The 16,406-nt window shown below is 65.5% G+C and carries 14 protein-coding genes; 7 read left to right on the top strand and 7 right to left on the bottom strand.

Going from position 1 to position 16,406, the window contains the following annotated elements:
- Nucleotides 1-70 precede the first annotated feature (70 nt).
- From J5474_RS12060 to J5474_RS12045, 4 genes are all read left to right on the top strand, one after another.
- Nucleotides 71-556, top strand: a complete 486-nt coding sequence (locus J5474_RS12060) for a hypothetical protein (protein WP_209361166.1) — start codon at nt 71-73, stop codon at nt 554-556.
- Nucleotides 553-711: a peptidase M23 gene (locus J5474_RS12055; RefSeq protein WP_209361165.1), complete on the top strand. Its 159-nt coding sequence runs from the start codon at nt 553-555 to the stop codon at nt 709-711. The genes J5474_RS12060 and J5474_RS12055 overlap by 4 nt, the downstream gene beginning before the upstream one ends.
- A 112-nt stretch (nt 712-823) precedes the next feature.
- On the top strand, nt 824-2,089 hold the full coding sequence (lysA, locus tag J5474_RS12050; RefSeq protein ID WP_209361164.1) for a diaminopimelate decarboxylase: 1,266 nt from the start codon (nt 824-826) through the stop codon (nt 2,087-2,089).
- Nucleotides 2,090-2,126: 37 nt separating this feature from the next.
- The gene (locus J5474_RS12045; protein WP_245216410.1) at nt 2,127-4,715 is read left to right on the top strand and encodes a TIGR02302 family protein; all 2,589 of its coding nucleotides are present in this window, start codon (nt 2,127-2,129) and stop codon (nt 4,713-4,715) included.
- A gap of 305 nt (nt 4,716-5,020) precedes the next feature.
- On the opposite strand, the gene arfB is transcribed toward J5474_RS12045, so the two are convergent.
- From arfB to J5474_RS12015, 6 genes are all read right to left on the bottom strand, one after another.
- The gene (gene arfB, locus J5474_RS12040) at nt 5,021-5,440 is read right to left on the bottom strand and encodes an alternative ribosome rescue aminoacyl-tRNA hydrolase ArfB (protein WP_209361163.1); all 420 of its coding nucleotides are present in this window, start codon (nt 5,438-5,440) and stop codon (nt 5,021-5,023) included.
- A 379-nt stretch (nt 5,441-5,819) separates the two neighbouring features.
- The gene (locus J5474_RS12035; RefSeq protein WP_209361162.1) at nt 5,820-6,461 is read right to left on the bottom strand and encodes a queuosine precursor transporter; all 642 of its coding nucleotides are present in this window, start codon (nt 6,459-6,461) and stop codon (nt 5,820-5,822) included.
- 107 nt (nt 6,462-6,568) lie between these two features.
- On the bottom strand, nt 6,569-7,474 hold the full coding sequence (locus J5474_RS12030) for an esterase-like activity of phytase family protein (protein ID WP_209361161.1): 906 nt from the start codon (nt 7,472-7,474) through the stop codon (nt 6,569-6,571).
- A 6-nt stretch (nt 7,475-7,480) separates the two neighbouring features.
- Nucleotides 7,481-8,398 carry a penicillin-insensitive murein endopeptidase gene (mepA, locus tag J5474_RS12025; protein WP_209361160.1) on the bottom strand — a complete coding sequence of 306 codons (918 nt, stop codon included), beginning with the start codon at nt 8,396-8,398 and terminating at the stop codon, nt 7,481-7,483.
- The gene (locus tag J5474_RS12020; RefSeq protein ID WP_209361159.1) at nt 8,395-9,759 is read right to left on the bottom strand and encodes an MFS transporter; all 1,365 of its coding nucleotides are present in this window, start codon (nt 9,757-9,759) and stop codon (nt 8,395-8,397) included. Before J5474_RS12020 ends, mepA begins: the two co-directional genes overlap by 4 nt.
- A gap of 95 nt (nt 9,760-9,854) precedes the next feature.
- A complete protein-coding gene (locus J5474_RS12015; protein ID WP_209361158.1) occupies nt 9,855-10,397 on the bottom strand; it encodes an acyl-CoA thioesterase in 543 nt (180 codons plus the stop codon).
- A 130-nt stretch (nt 10,398-10,527) separates the two neighbouring features.
- Here J5474_RS12015 and J5474_RS12010 point away from each other — a divergent pair, with 130 nt between their 5' ends.
- From J5474_RS12010 to yaaA, 3 genes are all read left to right on the top strand, one after another.
- Nucleotides 10,528-10,815 carry a YggT family protein gene (locus J5474_RS12010; RefSeq protein ID WP_209361157.1) on the top strand — a complete coding sequence of 96 codons (288 nt, stop codon included), beginning with the start codon at nt 10,528-10,530 and terminating at the stop codon, nt 10,813-10,815.
- Between the two features lie 165 nt (nt 10,816-10,980).
- On the top strand, nt 10,981-13,035 hold the full coding sequence (gene recQ, locus J5474_RS12005) for a DNA helicase RecQ (RefSeq protein ID WP_209361156.1): 2,055 nt from the start codon (nt 10,981-10,983) through the stop codon (nt 13,033-13,035).
- A 31-nt stretch (nt 13,036-13,066) separates the two neighbouring features.
- Nucleotides 13,067-13,837, top strand: coding sequence for a peroxide stress protein YaaA (gene yaaA, locus J5474_RS12000; protein ID WP_209361155.1), 771 nt, complete (start codon nt 13,067-13,069; stop codon nt 13,835-13,837).
- Nucleotides 13,838-13,873: 36 nt separating this feature from the next.
- On the opposite strand, the gene J5474_RS11995 is transcribed toward yaaA, so the two are convergent.
- Nucleotides 13,874-16,399, bottom strand: coding sequence for a hybrid sensor histidine kinase/response regulator (locus J5474_RS11995; RefSeq protein WP_209361154.1), 2,526 nt, complete (start codon nt 16,397-16,399; stop codon nt 13,874-13,876).
- Between the last annotated feature and the right edge of the window lie 7 nt (nt 16,400-16,406).

The following is a 16,406-nucleotide window of genomic DNA, read 5'->3' as shown; positions in this document are numbered from 1 at the left end:
TATTTAAACCAGGGCGAAGCTGGGGCGGGGCGTGCTGCCCCGGCCCACGTCGAGGCGGGGAGGGTTCGTGATGCCGCATGATCACCACCACCACCACGGGCACCACGGGCACGACCATGGCCACGGACATGACTATGGGCACGAACACGTCCATGGGCCCGGGCACAACCACGCGGATGGTGACCATCTGCATTCTCACATGCACGATCAGGATGACGCGGCGGACCTGCAGGTGCTGGCCACGCAGTTCATCGAAGGCTTCGTCCAGGCGGGGGACAAGACGTCTTACCTGAAGTTGGCTGGCGTGCCTTTCGAGCGGCCGGGCAAGGGCGGCGCCACCGCGCTGAAACTGGTGGACGTGGAGTTGAAGACCGAATGGCAGGTGGGCACGGCCTCGCCCTCCTTTGGATCGCGCGAACTGAGCTACCTGCCGTTTCCCGGCCAGATGGTCCGGGAGCGTACCAACATGGCGCTGGTCTACGTCTCCATGGACGAGAAAAGCGTTCTGGATGTCAGGGACTTCCTGGCCAAACGAAAGAAGGAGATCGAAGGATGAAGTATCTTGTGGCTATCGCGGCGCTGGCCGCCGGACCGGCAATTGCGCATGAGGCGGGGGCGCATCTGCACCCGCATGGGTCGGAGCCTGCGATGATGCTGGCCTTGCTGGCGCTGCTGGCGGCGGGTGCCGTGGCCTGGATCGGGCGCCGCTGAGACATGAGGGGGTTCCGAGCGGCCCCGCGAGGGCTCGGGGAGCCGGAAATCTCTGGCTCCCTTGCCCGCCCTGAGGTAAAGCGCGCCGGAACCTGCCCGAGGAGGACGCGCCATGGATCATTTTCTTTACAAGGACGGCCAGTTGTTCGCCGAGGGCGTGCCCGTTGCCGAGATCGCGGCCGAGGTCGGCACGCCGTTCTACCTCTATTCGCTGAACACCTTCCTGCGGCATTTCCGCCTGTTCGACGAGGCGTTGAACTGGGGGCCGCACCTCGTTTGCTACGCGATGAAGGCGGCGTCGAACCAGGCGATCCTCTCCGCGCTGGCAAAGGAAGGCGCGGGGATGGACGTGGTATCGGGCGGGGAATACGCGCGGGCTGTGGCGGCGGGCGTACCGGGGGATCGGATCGTGTTTTCCGGCGTGGGCAAGACGCAGGACGAAATCCGCGCCGCGCTTACCGGCGGCATTCGGCAGTTCAACGTCGAGAGCGAGCCGGAGATGCGGGCCATTTCAGAGGTGGCTGTGTCACTGGGGATCGAGGCGCCCATCGCCATCCGGGTGAACCCGGACGTGGACGCAAAGACCCACGCGAAGATCGCCACCGGCAAGTCGGAGAACAAGTTTGGCATTCCGATCGCGCGGGCCCGCGAGGTCTACGCCGAGGCGGCGGCTCTACCGGGCCTGAGGGTTGTCGGTATCGACGTGCATATCGGTTCGCAGCTGACGCAGCTGGAACCGTTTGAACAGGCTTACAAAAAGGTGGCCGAGTTGACGGAGGTCCTGCGCGCCGACGGGCACGGGATCACGCGGCTCGACCTTGGCGGGGGGCTGGGCATTCCTTACGCGCGGTCGAACGAGGCGCCGCCGCTGCCCGCGGATTACGGTGCGCTGATCGAGCGGACCGTGGGGCATCTGGGCTGCGAGATCGAGATCGAGCCAGGGCGGCTGGTGGTCGGCAACGCCGGCATACTCGTCACGAGGGTCATCTACCTGAAGGAAGGCGAGGGGCGCGATTTCCTGATCCTGGACGCGGCGATGAACGACCTTATCCGCCCCGCCATGTACGAGGCCCACCACGAGATCGTGCCGGTCATCGAGGCGGGCGTGGCCGCCGAGCTGAAGCCCTACGACATCGTCGGCCCGGTCTGTGAAAGCGGCGATACCTTTGCCAAGGGCCGTCTGATGCCGCCGCTCGTTGCGGGCGACCTGGTGGCCTTCCGCAGCGCCGGGGCCTACGGCGCGGTGATGGCATCGGAGTACAACTCGCGCCCGCTGGTGCCCGAAGTGCTGGCCTCCGGGGATCAATTCGCCGTCATCCGGGCGCGGCCCAGCTTTGACGAAATGATAAAAAGAGATACGATTCCTGAATGGTTGTGAGCTATCCTGCGCGCGACCTGACAGCAGGAGGCGCGTTATGGCTCGCAAGGAACCGCAACTCACCCCCGAGCTTCGTGACAGGCTGAACGTCGTCCTTTCCCTCACCCACGCGGGAATGGTCGCCGAACAGCTTGCGCGGGCCTTCTGGCCATTGTGGACCGTGGCGGCGTTGGCCGCCGGGGCGCTGATCCTCGGGTTGCAGGACATTGTGCCCGTAGAGGTCGTCTGGGCCACCGCCGCGCTGGCGGGGCTTCTGGCGCTGGGCGCGCTGGTTTGGGGCGTGCGCAGGTTCCGTTGGCCTTCCCGACCGCAGGCCATGCAGCGGGTTGATCAGACGATGGCAGGGCGCCCGTTTCAGGCGGTGATGGACCGCCAGGTGATCGGCGCCGATGACGCGGCATCGACCGCAGTCTGGCAGGCCCACCGCGCCCGCATGATTCAGCGCCTGCGGGAGGCGAGGCCGGTGCGCCCGGACTTGCGGCAGAACCGGGCGGATCCCTTCGCGCTCCGCTACGTTGCGGTTCTGGTGCTGTCGGTTGCGTTGCTCTTCGGGTCATTCGGGCGGGTACAATCTGTAACCAACATGGGACTCGGCGCCGGGGACCTCGCGCAGGGACCGGCGTGGGAAGGCTGGATGCAGCCACCGGCCTACACGCGCCTGCCTTCGGTCTATCTGAACGACATCACCGCAGAGGAGCTGACCGTGCCCGAGGGGGCGAAGATGACCCTCAGGATGTACGGGCAGGTCGGTTCGCTGACGGTAGAGGAGACGGTTTCCGGCCGCGAAGAGCCCATCGACGCCACGGCCACGGCACAGGATTTCGAGGTCCTGCGCTCTGGTCGGCTGGCCATCGACGGCCCCGGCGGGCGCGCGTGGCAGGTGACGATGCTGCAGGACTCGGGGCCTTCGGTCACGCGTGAGGGGGAAATCGAGACCTCTTATGAAGGGGAGACGAAAATCCCCTTTCACGCGATGGACGATTACGGCGTCGTGGCGGGTGTGGCGCGTATTTCGCTGAACCTCGACACCGTGGACCGCAGCTGGGGCCGGACGCTGGACCCCGAACCGCGTGAGGTGATCGAGGTGCCGCTGCCGATGCCGGTGGCGGGTGATCGCAGCGATTTCGTCGAACCTCTGGTGGCGAATTTCTCGCTGCACCCCTGGGCGAACCTGCCGGTGCGGTTCGAATTCGAAGTCGAGGACGCGCGCGGGCAAAGCGCGCTGAGCCAGCCGGAGGAGATCGTCCTGCCGGGGCGGCGCTTTTTCGATCCTGTGGCGGCGGCATTGGTGGAGGAGCGGCAGGCACTCCTGTGGAACCGCGACTACGCCGGCGAGACGGCGATGATCCTGCGGGCGATCCTGAACCGTTCGGAAGACCTGTTTCGCAAGGACACGCAGGCGCTGACTCTGCGCCGCCTGATGGAGCGGATCGAAGCGCAGGCGAAGGCCGGAATGACCGATGAGGCGCAGGCGGAAATCACGCAAGCGCTTTGGGATCTTGCGCTGGAGCTGGAGGAAGGCGACCTGGAGGACGCCCGCCAGCGGATGCAGCGGGCACAGGAGCGGCTGGAAGAGGCGATGAAGAACGGCGCCTCCGACCAGGAGATCGCCGAGCTGATGCACGAACTGCGGGAAGCCACGCGTGACTACATGCGCCAGCTTGCCCAGGAACAGGCAAAGCGCGGCGAGCAGCAGGGCCAGCAGGCCGATCCGCAGGACATGATGGAGATGTCGCAGGACGACATCCAGCGCATGATGGACCGCATTCAGGAGCTTATGGAGCAGGGCCGCATGGCGGAAGCTCAGGAGGCCATGCGTCAGCTGCAGGAGATGCTGGACAACATGCAGATGACCGAGGGCCAGGGGCAAGGCCAGTCACCCGGAGAACAGGCCATGGAGGGCTTGTCGGAGACGTTGCGCGACCAGCAGCAACTGTCGGACGAGGCCTTCCGCGAATTGAACGAAGGTCAGCAGGGCCAACAGGGTCAGCAGGAGGGCCAGCATGGCCCCTTTGGCGATTTGGGCCAGCAAGGCCAGCAGGGGCAGGGCCAGCAACCGGGTCAGAGCGGGGAACAGCAGGGTCAGGAACAGCAGGGTCAGGGACAGCAGGGCACGCAGTCACTGTCCGACAGCCTTGCCGAACGGCAGCGCGCCCTGCGCGACGAGCTGAACCGCCAACGACAGAACCTCCCGGGTCAGGGTTCGGAAGCGGGTGAACGCGCGGGCGAAGCTCTGGGCCGTGCCGAGGACGCGATGGACGGCTCCGAACGCGCCCTGCGTGACGGGCGGCTGGGCGAGGCGATCGACCAGCAGAGCCAGGCGCTGGAGGCGCTGCGCGAAGGGATGCGCAGCCTCGGAGAGGCGCTGGCGGATCAGCAGCAGGGGCAGCAACGCTCCGGCCAGCAGGGCTTTGCAGAAGGTGGGGACCCGCAGGAACAACGCGACCCGTTGGGCCGCAACTCCGGGACATCGGGCCGCACCGGCACCGACGAGGGGATGCTGCAGGGCGAAGATGTCTACCGTCGCGCCGAAGAGTTGCTGGGTGAGCTGCGCAAGCGTTCGGGAGAGACGGACCGTCCGGAGGTTGAACGCGACTACCTTGATCGGTTGCTGGAACGATTCTGAGCCAGCCGCGCGCCGCGGCGGCCTGACGTTTCTGCGGGAAAGGACAGAGACCGCTTCGTTACTGCGTCGGCGCAACCTGTTGACGGCGTCCGAGCGCCGCTCCCCGACAGGACCGGCGCAGTTCGCGCCCCGCCCCCGGTAGCTGGTCTCGGGTGGGCGGTTTCCTGTCCGAGCGCCTTTGGCGCGCTGTCGGTCTCGCCGCCTCCCTGCGGTCGTTGGCTCGTGGATGGCTCTGGCGGGCGTATTCTTGGTGGGCGTATTTTTCCGGGAAGTAACGGGATCGGGTTCGCGAATTTGGCGTGTGCTCAGGTGCCTGGATCAACCTTGCCGCGCATGGCTTTGACCTCGCCGCGTTCCTTCTTGGACTGCAGGCGGCGGCGTTTGGACCCGAGCGTGGGTTTCGTCGGGATACGCCGCTTGGGCTTCAGCGTCGCCTTCAGGATCAGTTCGGCGAGCCGTTCGCGGGCGATTTCACGGTTCCGCGCCTGGCTGCGGGTGTCCTGTACCTGAAGTACGATCGCCCCGTCCGAGGTCCAACGGCGCCCGGCCAGCCGTTTCAGCCGCGCCTTTACCGGCCCGGGCAGGTTGGGCGAACGCTCTGCCTCGAAACGCAGCTCCACCGCGGTGGAGACCTTGTTGACGTTCTGCCCGCCAGGGCCGGAGGCGCGGACGAACTGTTCGGTCAGTTCCCAGTCCTCGATGGTGATGCTGTCAGTGATGCGCATGGCTGCAAATGTGGGGGCGGCGGCGGAAAGGTAAAGAACAAACTAAAAGGGCCGCTTGCGTCAAGCGACCCTTCGAGAATTACGGAGGCGGGGTCGGTTAGACTCTGCCAATCCGGGGATCAGACCGTCCCAGGGGTTGCCCTAGGTCGTTTCTCCTCGAACTGTTCCGACACCTCTCTCCAATGCTTCTCTAGACACTGGATCACCTCCTTTCAGCTGTTTTCAACGCAAAGCTTAGCGTGTGCGGGTTTTGGCCCACTGGCTCGGTACACACGCAAGATGATGGTGGCACGGGTTACCCAAACCACAAAGTCTTTTTTGCGTTCACACCGAAATTTGGGTTAATCTGCCTGTAGATGCAGCCAGGATGGCGCGGCGGTCAGACCGCCTGCGCCGGACCCAGAACCTTTGCAACGATGACCCGGAACGGGATCAGCGCAACCATCGCCAGTGCGAGCTTTACCATCCAGTCGGCCACCGCCAGCGAAACCCAGAGCGGCGCCACCGGCCCCATGCCCAGCATCGGCAGGGCCTCGTTTGCCCAGGACACATCGTTGCCCGGCTCAAGCCCGGTGAGTGCGCCGGAGAAGGCCACGGTGAAGAAGATCGCGGTGTCTAGCGAGGAGCCGACGAGGGTCGAGGTCAGCGGCGCGCGCCACCAAGCCCCCGTTCGCAGGCGGTCGAAGATCGCCACATCCATCAGCTGCGCCGTCAGGAAGGCCACCCCGGACCCCAGCGCGATGCGCAGTGTCACCGCCGGGTAGGTGTATCCGTCGCCCTGAAGCATGATCTGCGTACCGATCAGCGAGCAGATCACGCCGGTGACAAAGCCCGCGAGGACGACCTTGCGGGCGGCAGCGGCGCCGTAGATGCGGTTCATAAGGTCGGTGACGAGGAAGGCCACAGGGTAGGTGAAGGCCCCCCATGTCAGCCAGTCGCCCAGCAGGAACTGGACGAGCACGTTGGAAGCCAGCACGACGGCGGCCATGGCAAGAATGCCGGGAATATAAGCGCGATTCATTTTGTGGACCCGTTTTGCACAAGGTAGCGGGGACTTGGCCCGGCCGGATGCCGGACGGACGGCCTATAGCGATTCGCCCGCCATCAGGCAAGGGTCCCGGCCCCTGCTCAGGGGCGCAGGCGGTATTCCACGATTTGCGTGCTTTGCAGCGGATGGAAGTTGTCGTCCGAGATCATCGTCATCCGGATCGCCCCGCCGGTGTCGCGCCAGACGGAGATACCTTCGAGGTTGCCGTGCCGGAAGGATGGCGTCTCGAAGAGGGTTTGTTCTTGCGTGATAGCGGTTTCGGTCAGGGAAAAGGCCCGGACGCGAGACCGGAAGGCAAAACCGTTGAAGCCGCGTTCCAGAAGGTAAAGGCGGCCGTCCGGGCCGAAATCGGCGCCCACGGGCAGGAACCCGCCGCTTCTCGGGATGACGAAGGGCTGCGTCCATGCGGAACCGTCCAACCGCCAGGCCGGGAAGCCGTGTGTCAGTTGCCCGGAGCGTTCCGGCAGTGTCCAGAGCCTGCCGCGCGCGTCGATGGCCAGCGCCTCCGGACCGGCGTTATCGCTCATCTCGTCGAAGGCAGGCGGGGCAGGGAGGGCTCGCGGGATCACGTCCGGCCCGTAGGTCCAGACGCGATTGCGCCCTTCAAACGATACGTATGTGCGTCCATCCAGGCCGATGGCCAGTCCCTCGGAGTCGACGTTTGTCTTGTCAAGGAGCGCGCCATCGGGGCCGCGCAGATCCTGTCGGGTGCTGACCGTAACGCCGGTCAGGGCCTCAGTCGCGTCGCGTTCCAGCGTGCCTGTCACGATAACTCCGCGGTCACTGATCGCGGTGAAGGCCCTTCCGTCGTCCGCCACCTCCAGTCCGGAGAATCCGCCAAGGGCCCGCCCCATGGCGGTGACCTCGCTTGGGGCCCACACGAGGGAGCCCAGGGGGTCGGCCCCGGGGGAGGCCTGCGTGCAGCCGGTCGCCCCGAGGCAGACAAGGCAGAACAGCGCCAGGCCGCTCCGGAACGGGTGTGTCATGCAGGATCAGTTCGCGGAGAGCACGGCGGCGCACTGGCCGGGCAGGTCGCCCATGGTCAGCTCGCGTTTTGGCGGGGCGGGTTTCGCATTTGGGTCCGGCGGCGGCGGGTTGAGGATGTTCTTCACCCACTGTTCGGCGTCGGCGCAGCCGTCGCCGGGGGGCGGGGCGGCCTGGTCCTGGCAGCCTGCGGCGCCCTTCGGGCAACTCAGGCGCACGTGAAAGTGGTAGTGGTGTCCCCACCACGGGCGGACCTTGCGCAGCCATGCGCGGTCGCCTTTTTCGTCCTTGCACATCTGCACCTTGGCGCCGGGAAAGACGAAGATCCGCGCCACACGCGGGTCAGAGGCGGCGGCCTTGATGATCTCGTGGTGCTGGCGGGTCCATTTGTCATTGGTATAGGCCCCCGACGACCGCCGCAGCGAGATCGAGGAGACGGACTCCCGTGCCTTGCTCGACAGCGTCAGATCCGTGGCCGGCAGCATCCAGATATCGGCGTCGAGCCCGATCTGGTGGCTGGCGTGGCCGGTCAGCATCGGGCCGCCGCGTGGCTGGCTCATGTCGCCGATGTAAAGCCCGTTCCAGCCCGGCTGCCGCGCGGCCTTGCGGCTGAGGTCCTGGATGAAGTCGACCAGTTGCGGCGCGCCCCAGTTCCGGTTGCGAGACAGGCGCATCGCCTGCCAGGTCGGGCCGGTTTCGGGCAGCTGCGCGCCACCGGCGAGGCAACCGCGCGAATATCCGCCGAACGGCTGCGAAGACTGTCTTGAAGCGGTGGGTTGTGCCCCGAAAAGCTGTTTTGCCTGCTTTGACGACAGCACCGGGTCGATGGGTGCAGCGGCCTGTATCCGGGCGCCCGAAATGTCGCGCGGCGCAGGCGAACAGGCGGCAAGGGCCAATAGGGCAAGGAGGAACGTCTTGCGGATCATGCGGTCATATCCCCTTCCGGCTGCACCCACTTTAGCAGTCCCAACCCGAGAAGGAAGAGGGCAATCACCGGAAGGAATCCCAACTGGTTCGATTGCGTCCAGAGAGTGCAGATCGTGATCAGCGCCGGCGCGAGGAAGGCAGTGGCCTTGCCGGTCAGGGCAAACAGTCCGAAGGCCTCCGCCGGTCGGTCGGGATGGGTGTGGCGCACCATCAGGCTGCGCGAGGCTGAGTAGAGCGCGCCGCCGGCGCCGCCGATGATCGCGCCGCATATGAAGAATGTGATATCGGGGATCAGGGAGCCTTCGGGCAGGGCGATCCAGAACATGTGCTCGCGCGACATGCCGACAATGATGGTGCAGACGATGATGAGCGACCAGATGGCCGTCAGGATGACAGGCTTCGGTCCCAGTCTTTGGTCTGCGATCCCGCCCAGCCAGGACAGCAGCGCGGCGGCGATCGCGGCGATGATGCCGAAGACGCCGATCTGGATGATCGTCCAGTCCAACACCAGCGTGGCGTAGATGCCCCCGTAGCTGTAAAGCGCGGTCAGCGCGTCGCGGTAGAACATGCTCGCGACGAGGAAATTCAGACAGGATCGCCGTTTCGAAATGGCGCGGAGCGTGGATTTCAGATCGCCGAAGGTGCCGCGCAGGGTGGCGGTGCGGGCCTGGCTGTCCTCGCGTACGCGCAAGAAGTAGGGGATGGTGAACAGCGCATACCACAGCGCGATGAACGGCCCGACGAACCGTGTGCCTTCTCTCGCCTCGGGGTCGAGGCCAAAGAGCGGCGCGAGGCCGATCAGCGTCCTGCCCGTCTCGTTTTCGGCAAAGAACAGCAGCATGATGAAGAGTGACAGCACCCCGCCCCAATAGCCGAAGGCGGTGGACATGCCGGAGATGCGGCCGATCTCCTCGCGGCCGCCCATCGAGGGAAGCAGCGCGTTGTTCAGGTTGAACGCGGATTCGGCAAAAACGTAGCCAGTCCAGAAGGCAAGCAGGGCGATCACCATGCCGGTCCCGTCCGGTTGCAAGACCCAGAGCCCCGCGGCGCAGACAATGGCGATGGCGGTAAAGCCCCGGATCCACGGCATCTTGCGTCCCGTTGAATCCGCCCACGCGCCAAGGAAGGGGGCGGTGAAGGCGATGGCGAGCCCCGCGATGGTCTGTGCAGAAGACCACAGGCTTTGCGCGCTGGCCCGCGCCGCCTGATCGGCCTGGCCATGAGCGAGGAACCATTGCGCCGCAACGGCGGCGAAGTAGGGGGCAAAGATGAAGGTCAGCCCGAGCGTGGCATAGGGCTGCTGTGCCCAGTCATAGAAGGCCCAGCCCCAGATACGCCTTTTGCATGCAACGTCAGACATTCAAGCCTCCCTGTCCCTGCGCCGGTTAGAGCGCGGGGCGCGGGGCGAGGCAAGGGGGCTGGCGGTGGGGGCTGGCGGTGGGGGCTGAACCGCCCTCAGGTTTCGCGGTGCGGTGGCCAGGGACGCAGGTCCTCGGCCTCCACCCATTTCGCCACCCACTCGGGCAGAGCGGGCGACTCCACCATGTCGATCCCCAGTGCGGCCGAAAGCCTGTCGGTGGTAACGATGCCGTTCCCGTCGGTCACCGCGCTGCGCAGGACGATGTGGCTGGCGCATTCGCCGTCGGTCTTCCACATGCTCTGCTCGATATAGACAAAGCGCCGGTCCCAGCCGATCACCCGGCTTTGCACCTCGATCCGGTTGAAGCCGTGCACACGACGCCGGTAGCGCACCACAGAGCCAGCGATGGCCAGCCCCCAGCGCTCGCGCTTCAGCACGCCGACCAGGCCGATGCGGGCCGCCATTGGGATGCGCCCGAGGTCATAGAGTGTCAGCGCCCGGCCATTGTTCAGCTCGTTCCACATGTCGAGGTCCCAGGGCATGCAGCGATGCTGCGACACGTGGGTGTCGAGGATGCCCATGCGGGGCGCCTTGCGGGCGCGGGCCATGTCCTTGAAGAGTCGGAAGAAGGGATACATGCGCGGGTCTCCTTGTTGCCCGCGTCCTGCGTCGCCCCGGCCGTGGCGTCAACCAAGACGCGGCGGCACTCTTGTTCTACTGGCGCGGTGCGCATAGGTGTCATGCGACCCGAACACCAGGAGGCCCCCGATGGTATCGCTTTTCCAGATTTTGCTGCTGATCATCGGCATCGTGAAGTTCATCATCATCGCTCATGTCATCATGAGCTGGCTGATCAACTTCAATATCCTGAACCTGCGGCAACCGCTGGTCTCCTCCATCTGGGACGGGCTGAATCGCCTGCTGGAGCCGGTCTATTCCAAGATCCGATCCGTGCTGCCGCCCATGGGTGGGCTGGATCTCGCCCCGCTTCTGGCTTTTCTCGCCGTGCTGGCGATCGAGATCGTGCTGCGCAACAACGTGGCGGCCTTCTATTGACGCCAGGGGGCTCCGCCCCCGTCCCCCTGCGGGAGCCTCCCCCGGGAGTATTTGGACCAAGGAGAAGCTGCAGGCCGCTCATCTTGTGGTCGGTGGGGGTTGATTCACCGAATCTTGATGTGAGACATTCACACCAGAGCAGTCATGACACGACAGGTGCGGCCCATGCCCCGTGATACCGCCTCTGCCGAGGCGCTTCTGAAGGATATCTTTGGCTACGATGCCTTTCGGCCCGGGCAGGGCGAGATCGTCGATGCCGTGACGCGCGGCGAAAACGTGCTGGCCATCATGCCAACGGGCGGGGGCAAATCCCTGTGTTTCCAGTTGCCTGCGCTAATGCGACCCGGCGTGACGGTGGTGATCTCTCCGCTCATCGCGCTGATGCGCGATCAGGTGCGGGGCCTGCGCGAGGCGGGCGTGGCGGCGGGCGCGCTGACCTCCGGCAACACGCAGGAGGAAACCGATGCCGTCTGGGACATGCTGCACGCGGGCGAATTGAAGCTTCTGTATCTAGCACCCGAACGGCTCGCCTCTGGTGGTACGCAGCGGATGCTGTCGCAGGCGGGCGTGTCGCTGATCGCCGTCGACGAGGCGCATTGCGTCAGCCAGTGGGGTCACGATTTCCGCCCCGATTACCTGCGCATCGGAGAGTTGCGCCGCGCGCTGGATGTGCCGCTGGCGGCCTTCACCGCCACCGCCGACGAGGAAACCCGGGTCGAGATGGTGGGACGGCTCTTTGACGGGGTGCCGCCGACGACCTTCCTGCGCGGCTTTGACCGGCCGAACATCCACCTTGCCTTCAGCCCGAAGGACGGGCCACGCCAGCAGATCCTCGGCTTTGCGGCCGCGCGGCGGGGGCAGTCGGGGATCGTCTACTGCGGCACCCGGGCAAAGACGGAGGCGCTGGGCCGCGCGCTGCGCGAGGACCGGCATTCGGCCTGCCACTACCACGGCGGCATGGAGGCCGGCGACCGTCGCGCGGTCGAGGAGCGCTTTGCCACCGAGGACGGATTGATCGTCTGCGCCACCGTGGCTTTTGGCATGGGCGTGGACAAGCCCGACATTCGCTGGGTGGCCCACGCCGACCTGCCGAAGAGCATCGAGGGGTATTATCAGGAAATCGGTCGCGCCGGACGTGATGGCGGTCCTGCGGAGACAATGACCCTTTATGGACCGGAGGACATTCGTCTGCGTCGCGCGCAGATCGACGAAGGCATGGCCCCGCCGGAGCGGCGACAGGCGGACCATGGGCGGCTGAACGCGCTTCTCGGGCTGGCGGAGGCACTTGGCTGTCGGCGGCAGGCGCTGCTGGCCTATTTCGGCGAAACGGCGGAGCCTTGTGGCAATTGCGATCTTTGCGACGTGCCGCCAGAACTGTTCGACGCGACGGAGGCCGTGCGGAAAGCGCTTTCGGCGGCGCTGCGTACGGGCGAGAGCTTTGGTGCGGGGCACCTGATCGACATCCTGCGCGGCACGGAGACCGACAAGGTGCGCGATCGCGGCCATGCCACCCTGCCCACATTCGGGGTGGGCAAGGACCTGTCGAAGGGCCAGTGGCAGGCGCTGTTCCGCCAGATGATGGGGCATGACCTGATGCGCCCCGACGCGGAACGGCACGGCGCGCTGGTCATGACCGAACGCGCTCGCCCCATCTTGCGCGGGGAGGAGACGATCAGCCTGCGGCGGGACATCATCACCAAGGCGGCCGAGCGGCGCCCGGCGGTAAAGGCGCTGGTGAGCGAAGAACACGCGCCCATGTTCTCGGCGCTGAAGGCGTTGCGTACCGCGCTGGCCAAGGAGGCGCAGTTGCCTCCCTACATGATCTTCAACGACAAGACCCTGATCGAGATGGCGGAGCAGCGTCCCGCAACGCTGGATGACATGGCGCGGGTCAACGGCGTCGGCGCGAAGAAGCTGGAGGGCTACGGGCGCGCCTTCCTCGAGGTGATCAATGGCACGGCGCAGGAGGTCCACCCCGTGCGGCGCAAGCTGGCGGCTCGCGGATCCGGGACGCTCTATGATGCGCTGCTGGAAGTCCAGACAGAGCTGATGCGCGGTCCCGACGGCACGGAGAAGCCCCTGTCCTGCACAGCCTCCGCGCTGGCAAAGGTCGCGGAGGCGAAGCCGCGCGATATGTCGCAGCTGCAACGGCTGATCGGTGACCGCCGGGCGGAGCGTTTCGGGGATGCCTTTCTGGACGTCCTGCGCGCGGCGGGCTAGGTCCGTCAGCGGAACGCAAAGGGGGATAGAGATGCTCGTGGTGATTTCCCCGGCCAAGCGGCTGGACTGGGACGAGAAGCCCGCAGACATGACGCAGCCGGTCTTCGAGGCGGATGCGCAGCGGCTGGCAAAGACCGCGCGCAATCTGACGCTGAAGGATCTGAAGGGGCTGATGGACCTTTCGGATGACCTCGCGAAACTGAACCGCGACCGGTTCAAGGCCTTTACCGACGAACCCGGCACCGAGGACGTCCGCCCTGCCGTGCATGCCTTTGCCGGGGACACCTACATCGGGCTGGAGGCCGGGACGCTCGACCCGGAGGAGATGCGCTTTGCGCAAGAGCACCTACGCATCCTGTCGGGCCTTTATGGCGTGCTGCGTCCGCTTGACGCGATTCAGGCCTACCGGCTGGAAATGGGGTCACGGCTGAAAACGCGACGCGGCGGAAACCTATACGATTACTGGCGCGACCAGATCGCAAAGGCCCTGCGCGACCAGGCGGAGGCGCTGGGCACCGACACGCTGGTGAACTGCGCCAGCCAGGAATACTTTGGCGCGGTACCGCCAAAGGCGCTGGGCCTGAGGATCATCACGCCGCAGTTCATGGAGGACAAGCCGGGCGGGCCAAAGATTGTCTCCTTCTTCGCCAAGCGCGCACGAGGTTCCATGGCGCGTTTTATCATCCAGCGCCGCCTGACCGACCCGGAGGGGATCGTCGATTTCGACCTCGGTGGCTATGTCTACCAACCGGATATGTCGGAGCCGGACAAGCCCGTCTTTCTGCGCCCCGCCGAGACCTGAACACGAGACCTGAACAGACCGGACGTCACTGGGCGCTCACTTCGCCGGGCGTTTCCGGGCGGCGATGTCCGTGGCGTATTGATTGATCTTGGCGGCCAGTTGCGCCTTGCGCAGCGGCTTTGTCAGGTAGTCGTTCAGCCCAGCCTCCAGAATGCTTTCGCGGTCGCCCGCCATGGCGTGGGCCGTAACGGCAATGATCGGGACCGGCTCTGCGTCGCCTTCCAGCTTGCGAATTTCCTTTGTGGCCTGCTTTCCGTCCATGCGTGGCATGGAGATATCCATCAGGATCAGGTCCGGTCGCCGCACCCGAAAGGCATCCACCGCCTCGATCCCGTTGTTGGCAAAGCGCAGCGCGACCGGCAGGCCGCGCGCCATCTTCGACAGAACCAGCTGGTTGGTCTTGTTGTCCTCGGCCACCAGCACGTCGAGCTGGTCGGCCGAGGCCTCGGTGTCCTTCAACTGCTCCGCTTCCGGCGGCGCAGGCGTGGGGGCGCACTCGTGCATTCGTTCCAGCGCCTGAAACAGCACACGGCGCGGCACGGGGCGTTGCAGCACGGCGAGGATGCCTTCGGTGGCGTGTTCGGGGATCTCGGCGGGGTTGTCGGCAAAGAGGATGACCGGCACGGAAATGCGCGCTTGGCGCAACTGATCGGCCAGTTCCAGCCCGGTCATGTCGGGCAGTTCATACTCCATCATCAAAAGGTCGACCCCCGTCATCACGTGGTCGATCGCTTCCGAGCCGGTGGTGCAGTAAGTGATGTCCAGCCCCAGCAGCGCCAGTTGCTTTGACAGGATGGCGCGGTTCGGCCCGTGGTCGTCCACCACCAGTACCCGCTTGAGATGCGCGGGCAGCTGCGCCGTCTCGAAGACCTGCGCCTCTCCGGGGTCGAGCATCAGCCGCATACCAAAGCAACTGCCCTTGCCCAGTTCGGATTCCACCCAGACCTCGCCGCCCATCAGCTCCACCAGCCGGCGGGTGATGGTCAGCCCAAGGCCGGTTCCCTCGAACTTGCGATTGCGCTCGTCCTCCACCTGGTTGAATTCGCCAAAGACGTGTTCGATCTTGTCGGCGGGGATGCCGATACCGGTATCCTCCACCGTGATGTGGATAGCGGTGCGGCCATCGTCCTCCGGGACGCCGACGACGCGGATCAGGACGTGCCCCTGCACAGTGAACTTCACCGCGTTGCCCAGCAGGTTCGTCAGGATCTGCCGGATCCGTCCCGGATCGCCGACAAAGCTGGTGGGCAGGAACATGTCGTAATCCACCAGCAGGACGATGTCCCTGTCCCGCGCGGTGGGCTGCAACAGCATGACCACCTCGTGCACAGACCGTTCAAGGTCGAAGGGCTCGGGGTGCAGCTCCAGCTTGTCGGCCTCGATCTTCGAATAATCCAGGATGTCGTTGATGATGACCAACAACGCCTCTCCGGAGGATCGGATCGTTTCCGCATAAAGCGCCTGCTCCTCCGGCAGGCCGGTGTCCAGCAACAGGTCGGCCATGCCAATGACGCCGTTCATCGGTGTGCGGATTTCGTGGCTCATGTTGGCGAGGAAGGCCGACTTCGCCCGGTTCGCCGCCTCCGCGCGGGTCATGGCGTCCTTCAGCCGCTGCTGGTCTTCCTTGATCTGGGTGATGTCCACCCGCAGGCCGACGCGCCCGCCGTCCGATGTTTCCCGCTCGTAGATCCGCAGCCAGCGGCCGTCCTCAAGGTGCTGCTCGTGCTCCACCTCGTTGGAGCGGTGCCGCATCAGGCGTTCCTCCAGCCATTCCTCCTCGCGCCCGGCAGCATCGGCGTACTGGCCTTGCTCCAGTCCGTAGCGCAGGATCTCCTCGAAGGTGACGCCGCGTTTCATCGCCGGAGCGGAGAGCTTGTAATAATCCTTGTAGGGCTGATTGCACATCAGCAGCCTGTCCTCGGCGTCGTAGATCACGAAGCCGTCCGGCAATTCCTCCACCGCCGACCACATGCGCATGAGGTCGGTGATGTCCACACACAGCGAAACCACGCCGCCATCCGGCAGGTGGCGATCGCGCACCTTGAGAAACCGTCCGTCCCACAGGCGCAGCGTCACGTTCGGAATGGGGTCCTGTTCCCAGCGCGCCAGCATCCGCAACTGCCAGCCTTGCGGGTCCTCGCCGTGCAGGTCGACGATACCTTCCTCCGCGAGGGTGGCCAGAACATCCGCGTAGCCGATGCCCGGCGCGATACAGTCCATGCCTTCAAAGACCGACAGATAGGCAGGGTTCGCCAGTTCCAGTCGGCCGCTTTCGTCGAACATGGCAAAGCCGTCGCGGATCGTCGCCATTGCCGACCAGAGCTGTTCCGTGACGACCTCGATCTTTTCCGTGGCCTGTCCCAGTTCCCGCACGACCTGCTGGTGCTGGGTGCGGACCTGCGCCACCTCGTGCCGGGTCTCGCGGATCTCGTGCGACAGCTTCAGCGCATGGTCGCCTAGCCGCTTGTTCGCCTCGAACAGCTCCTTCTGCTTCAGTTCCAGCAGACGTTCGGCGGCCAGTCGCGCGCGCCGTTCCTCGGCCAGACGGTCGGCCAGTTCCATGCAGGTC

The sequence above is a fragment of the Sagittula salina genome, from assembly GCF_017813235.1.
Classification (GTDB): Bacteria; Pseudomonadota; Alphaproteobacteria; order Rhodobacterales; family Rhodobacteraceae; genus Sagittula; species Sagittula salina.
Note: the sequence above shows the minus strand (reverse complement) of the source record. Positions and strands in the feature narration are given on the sequence as shown.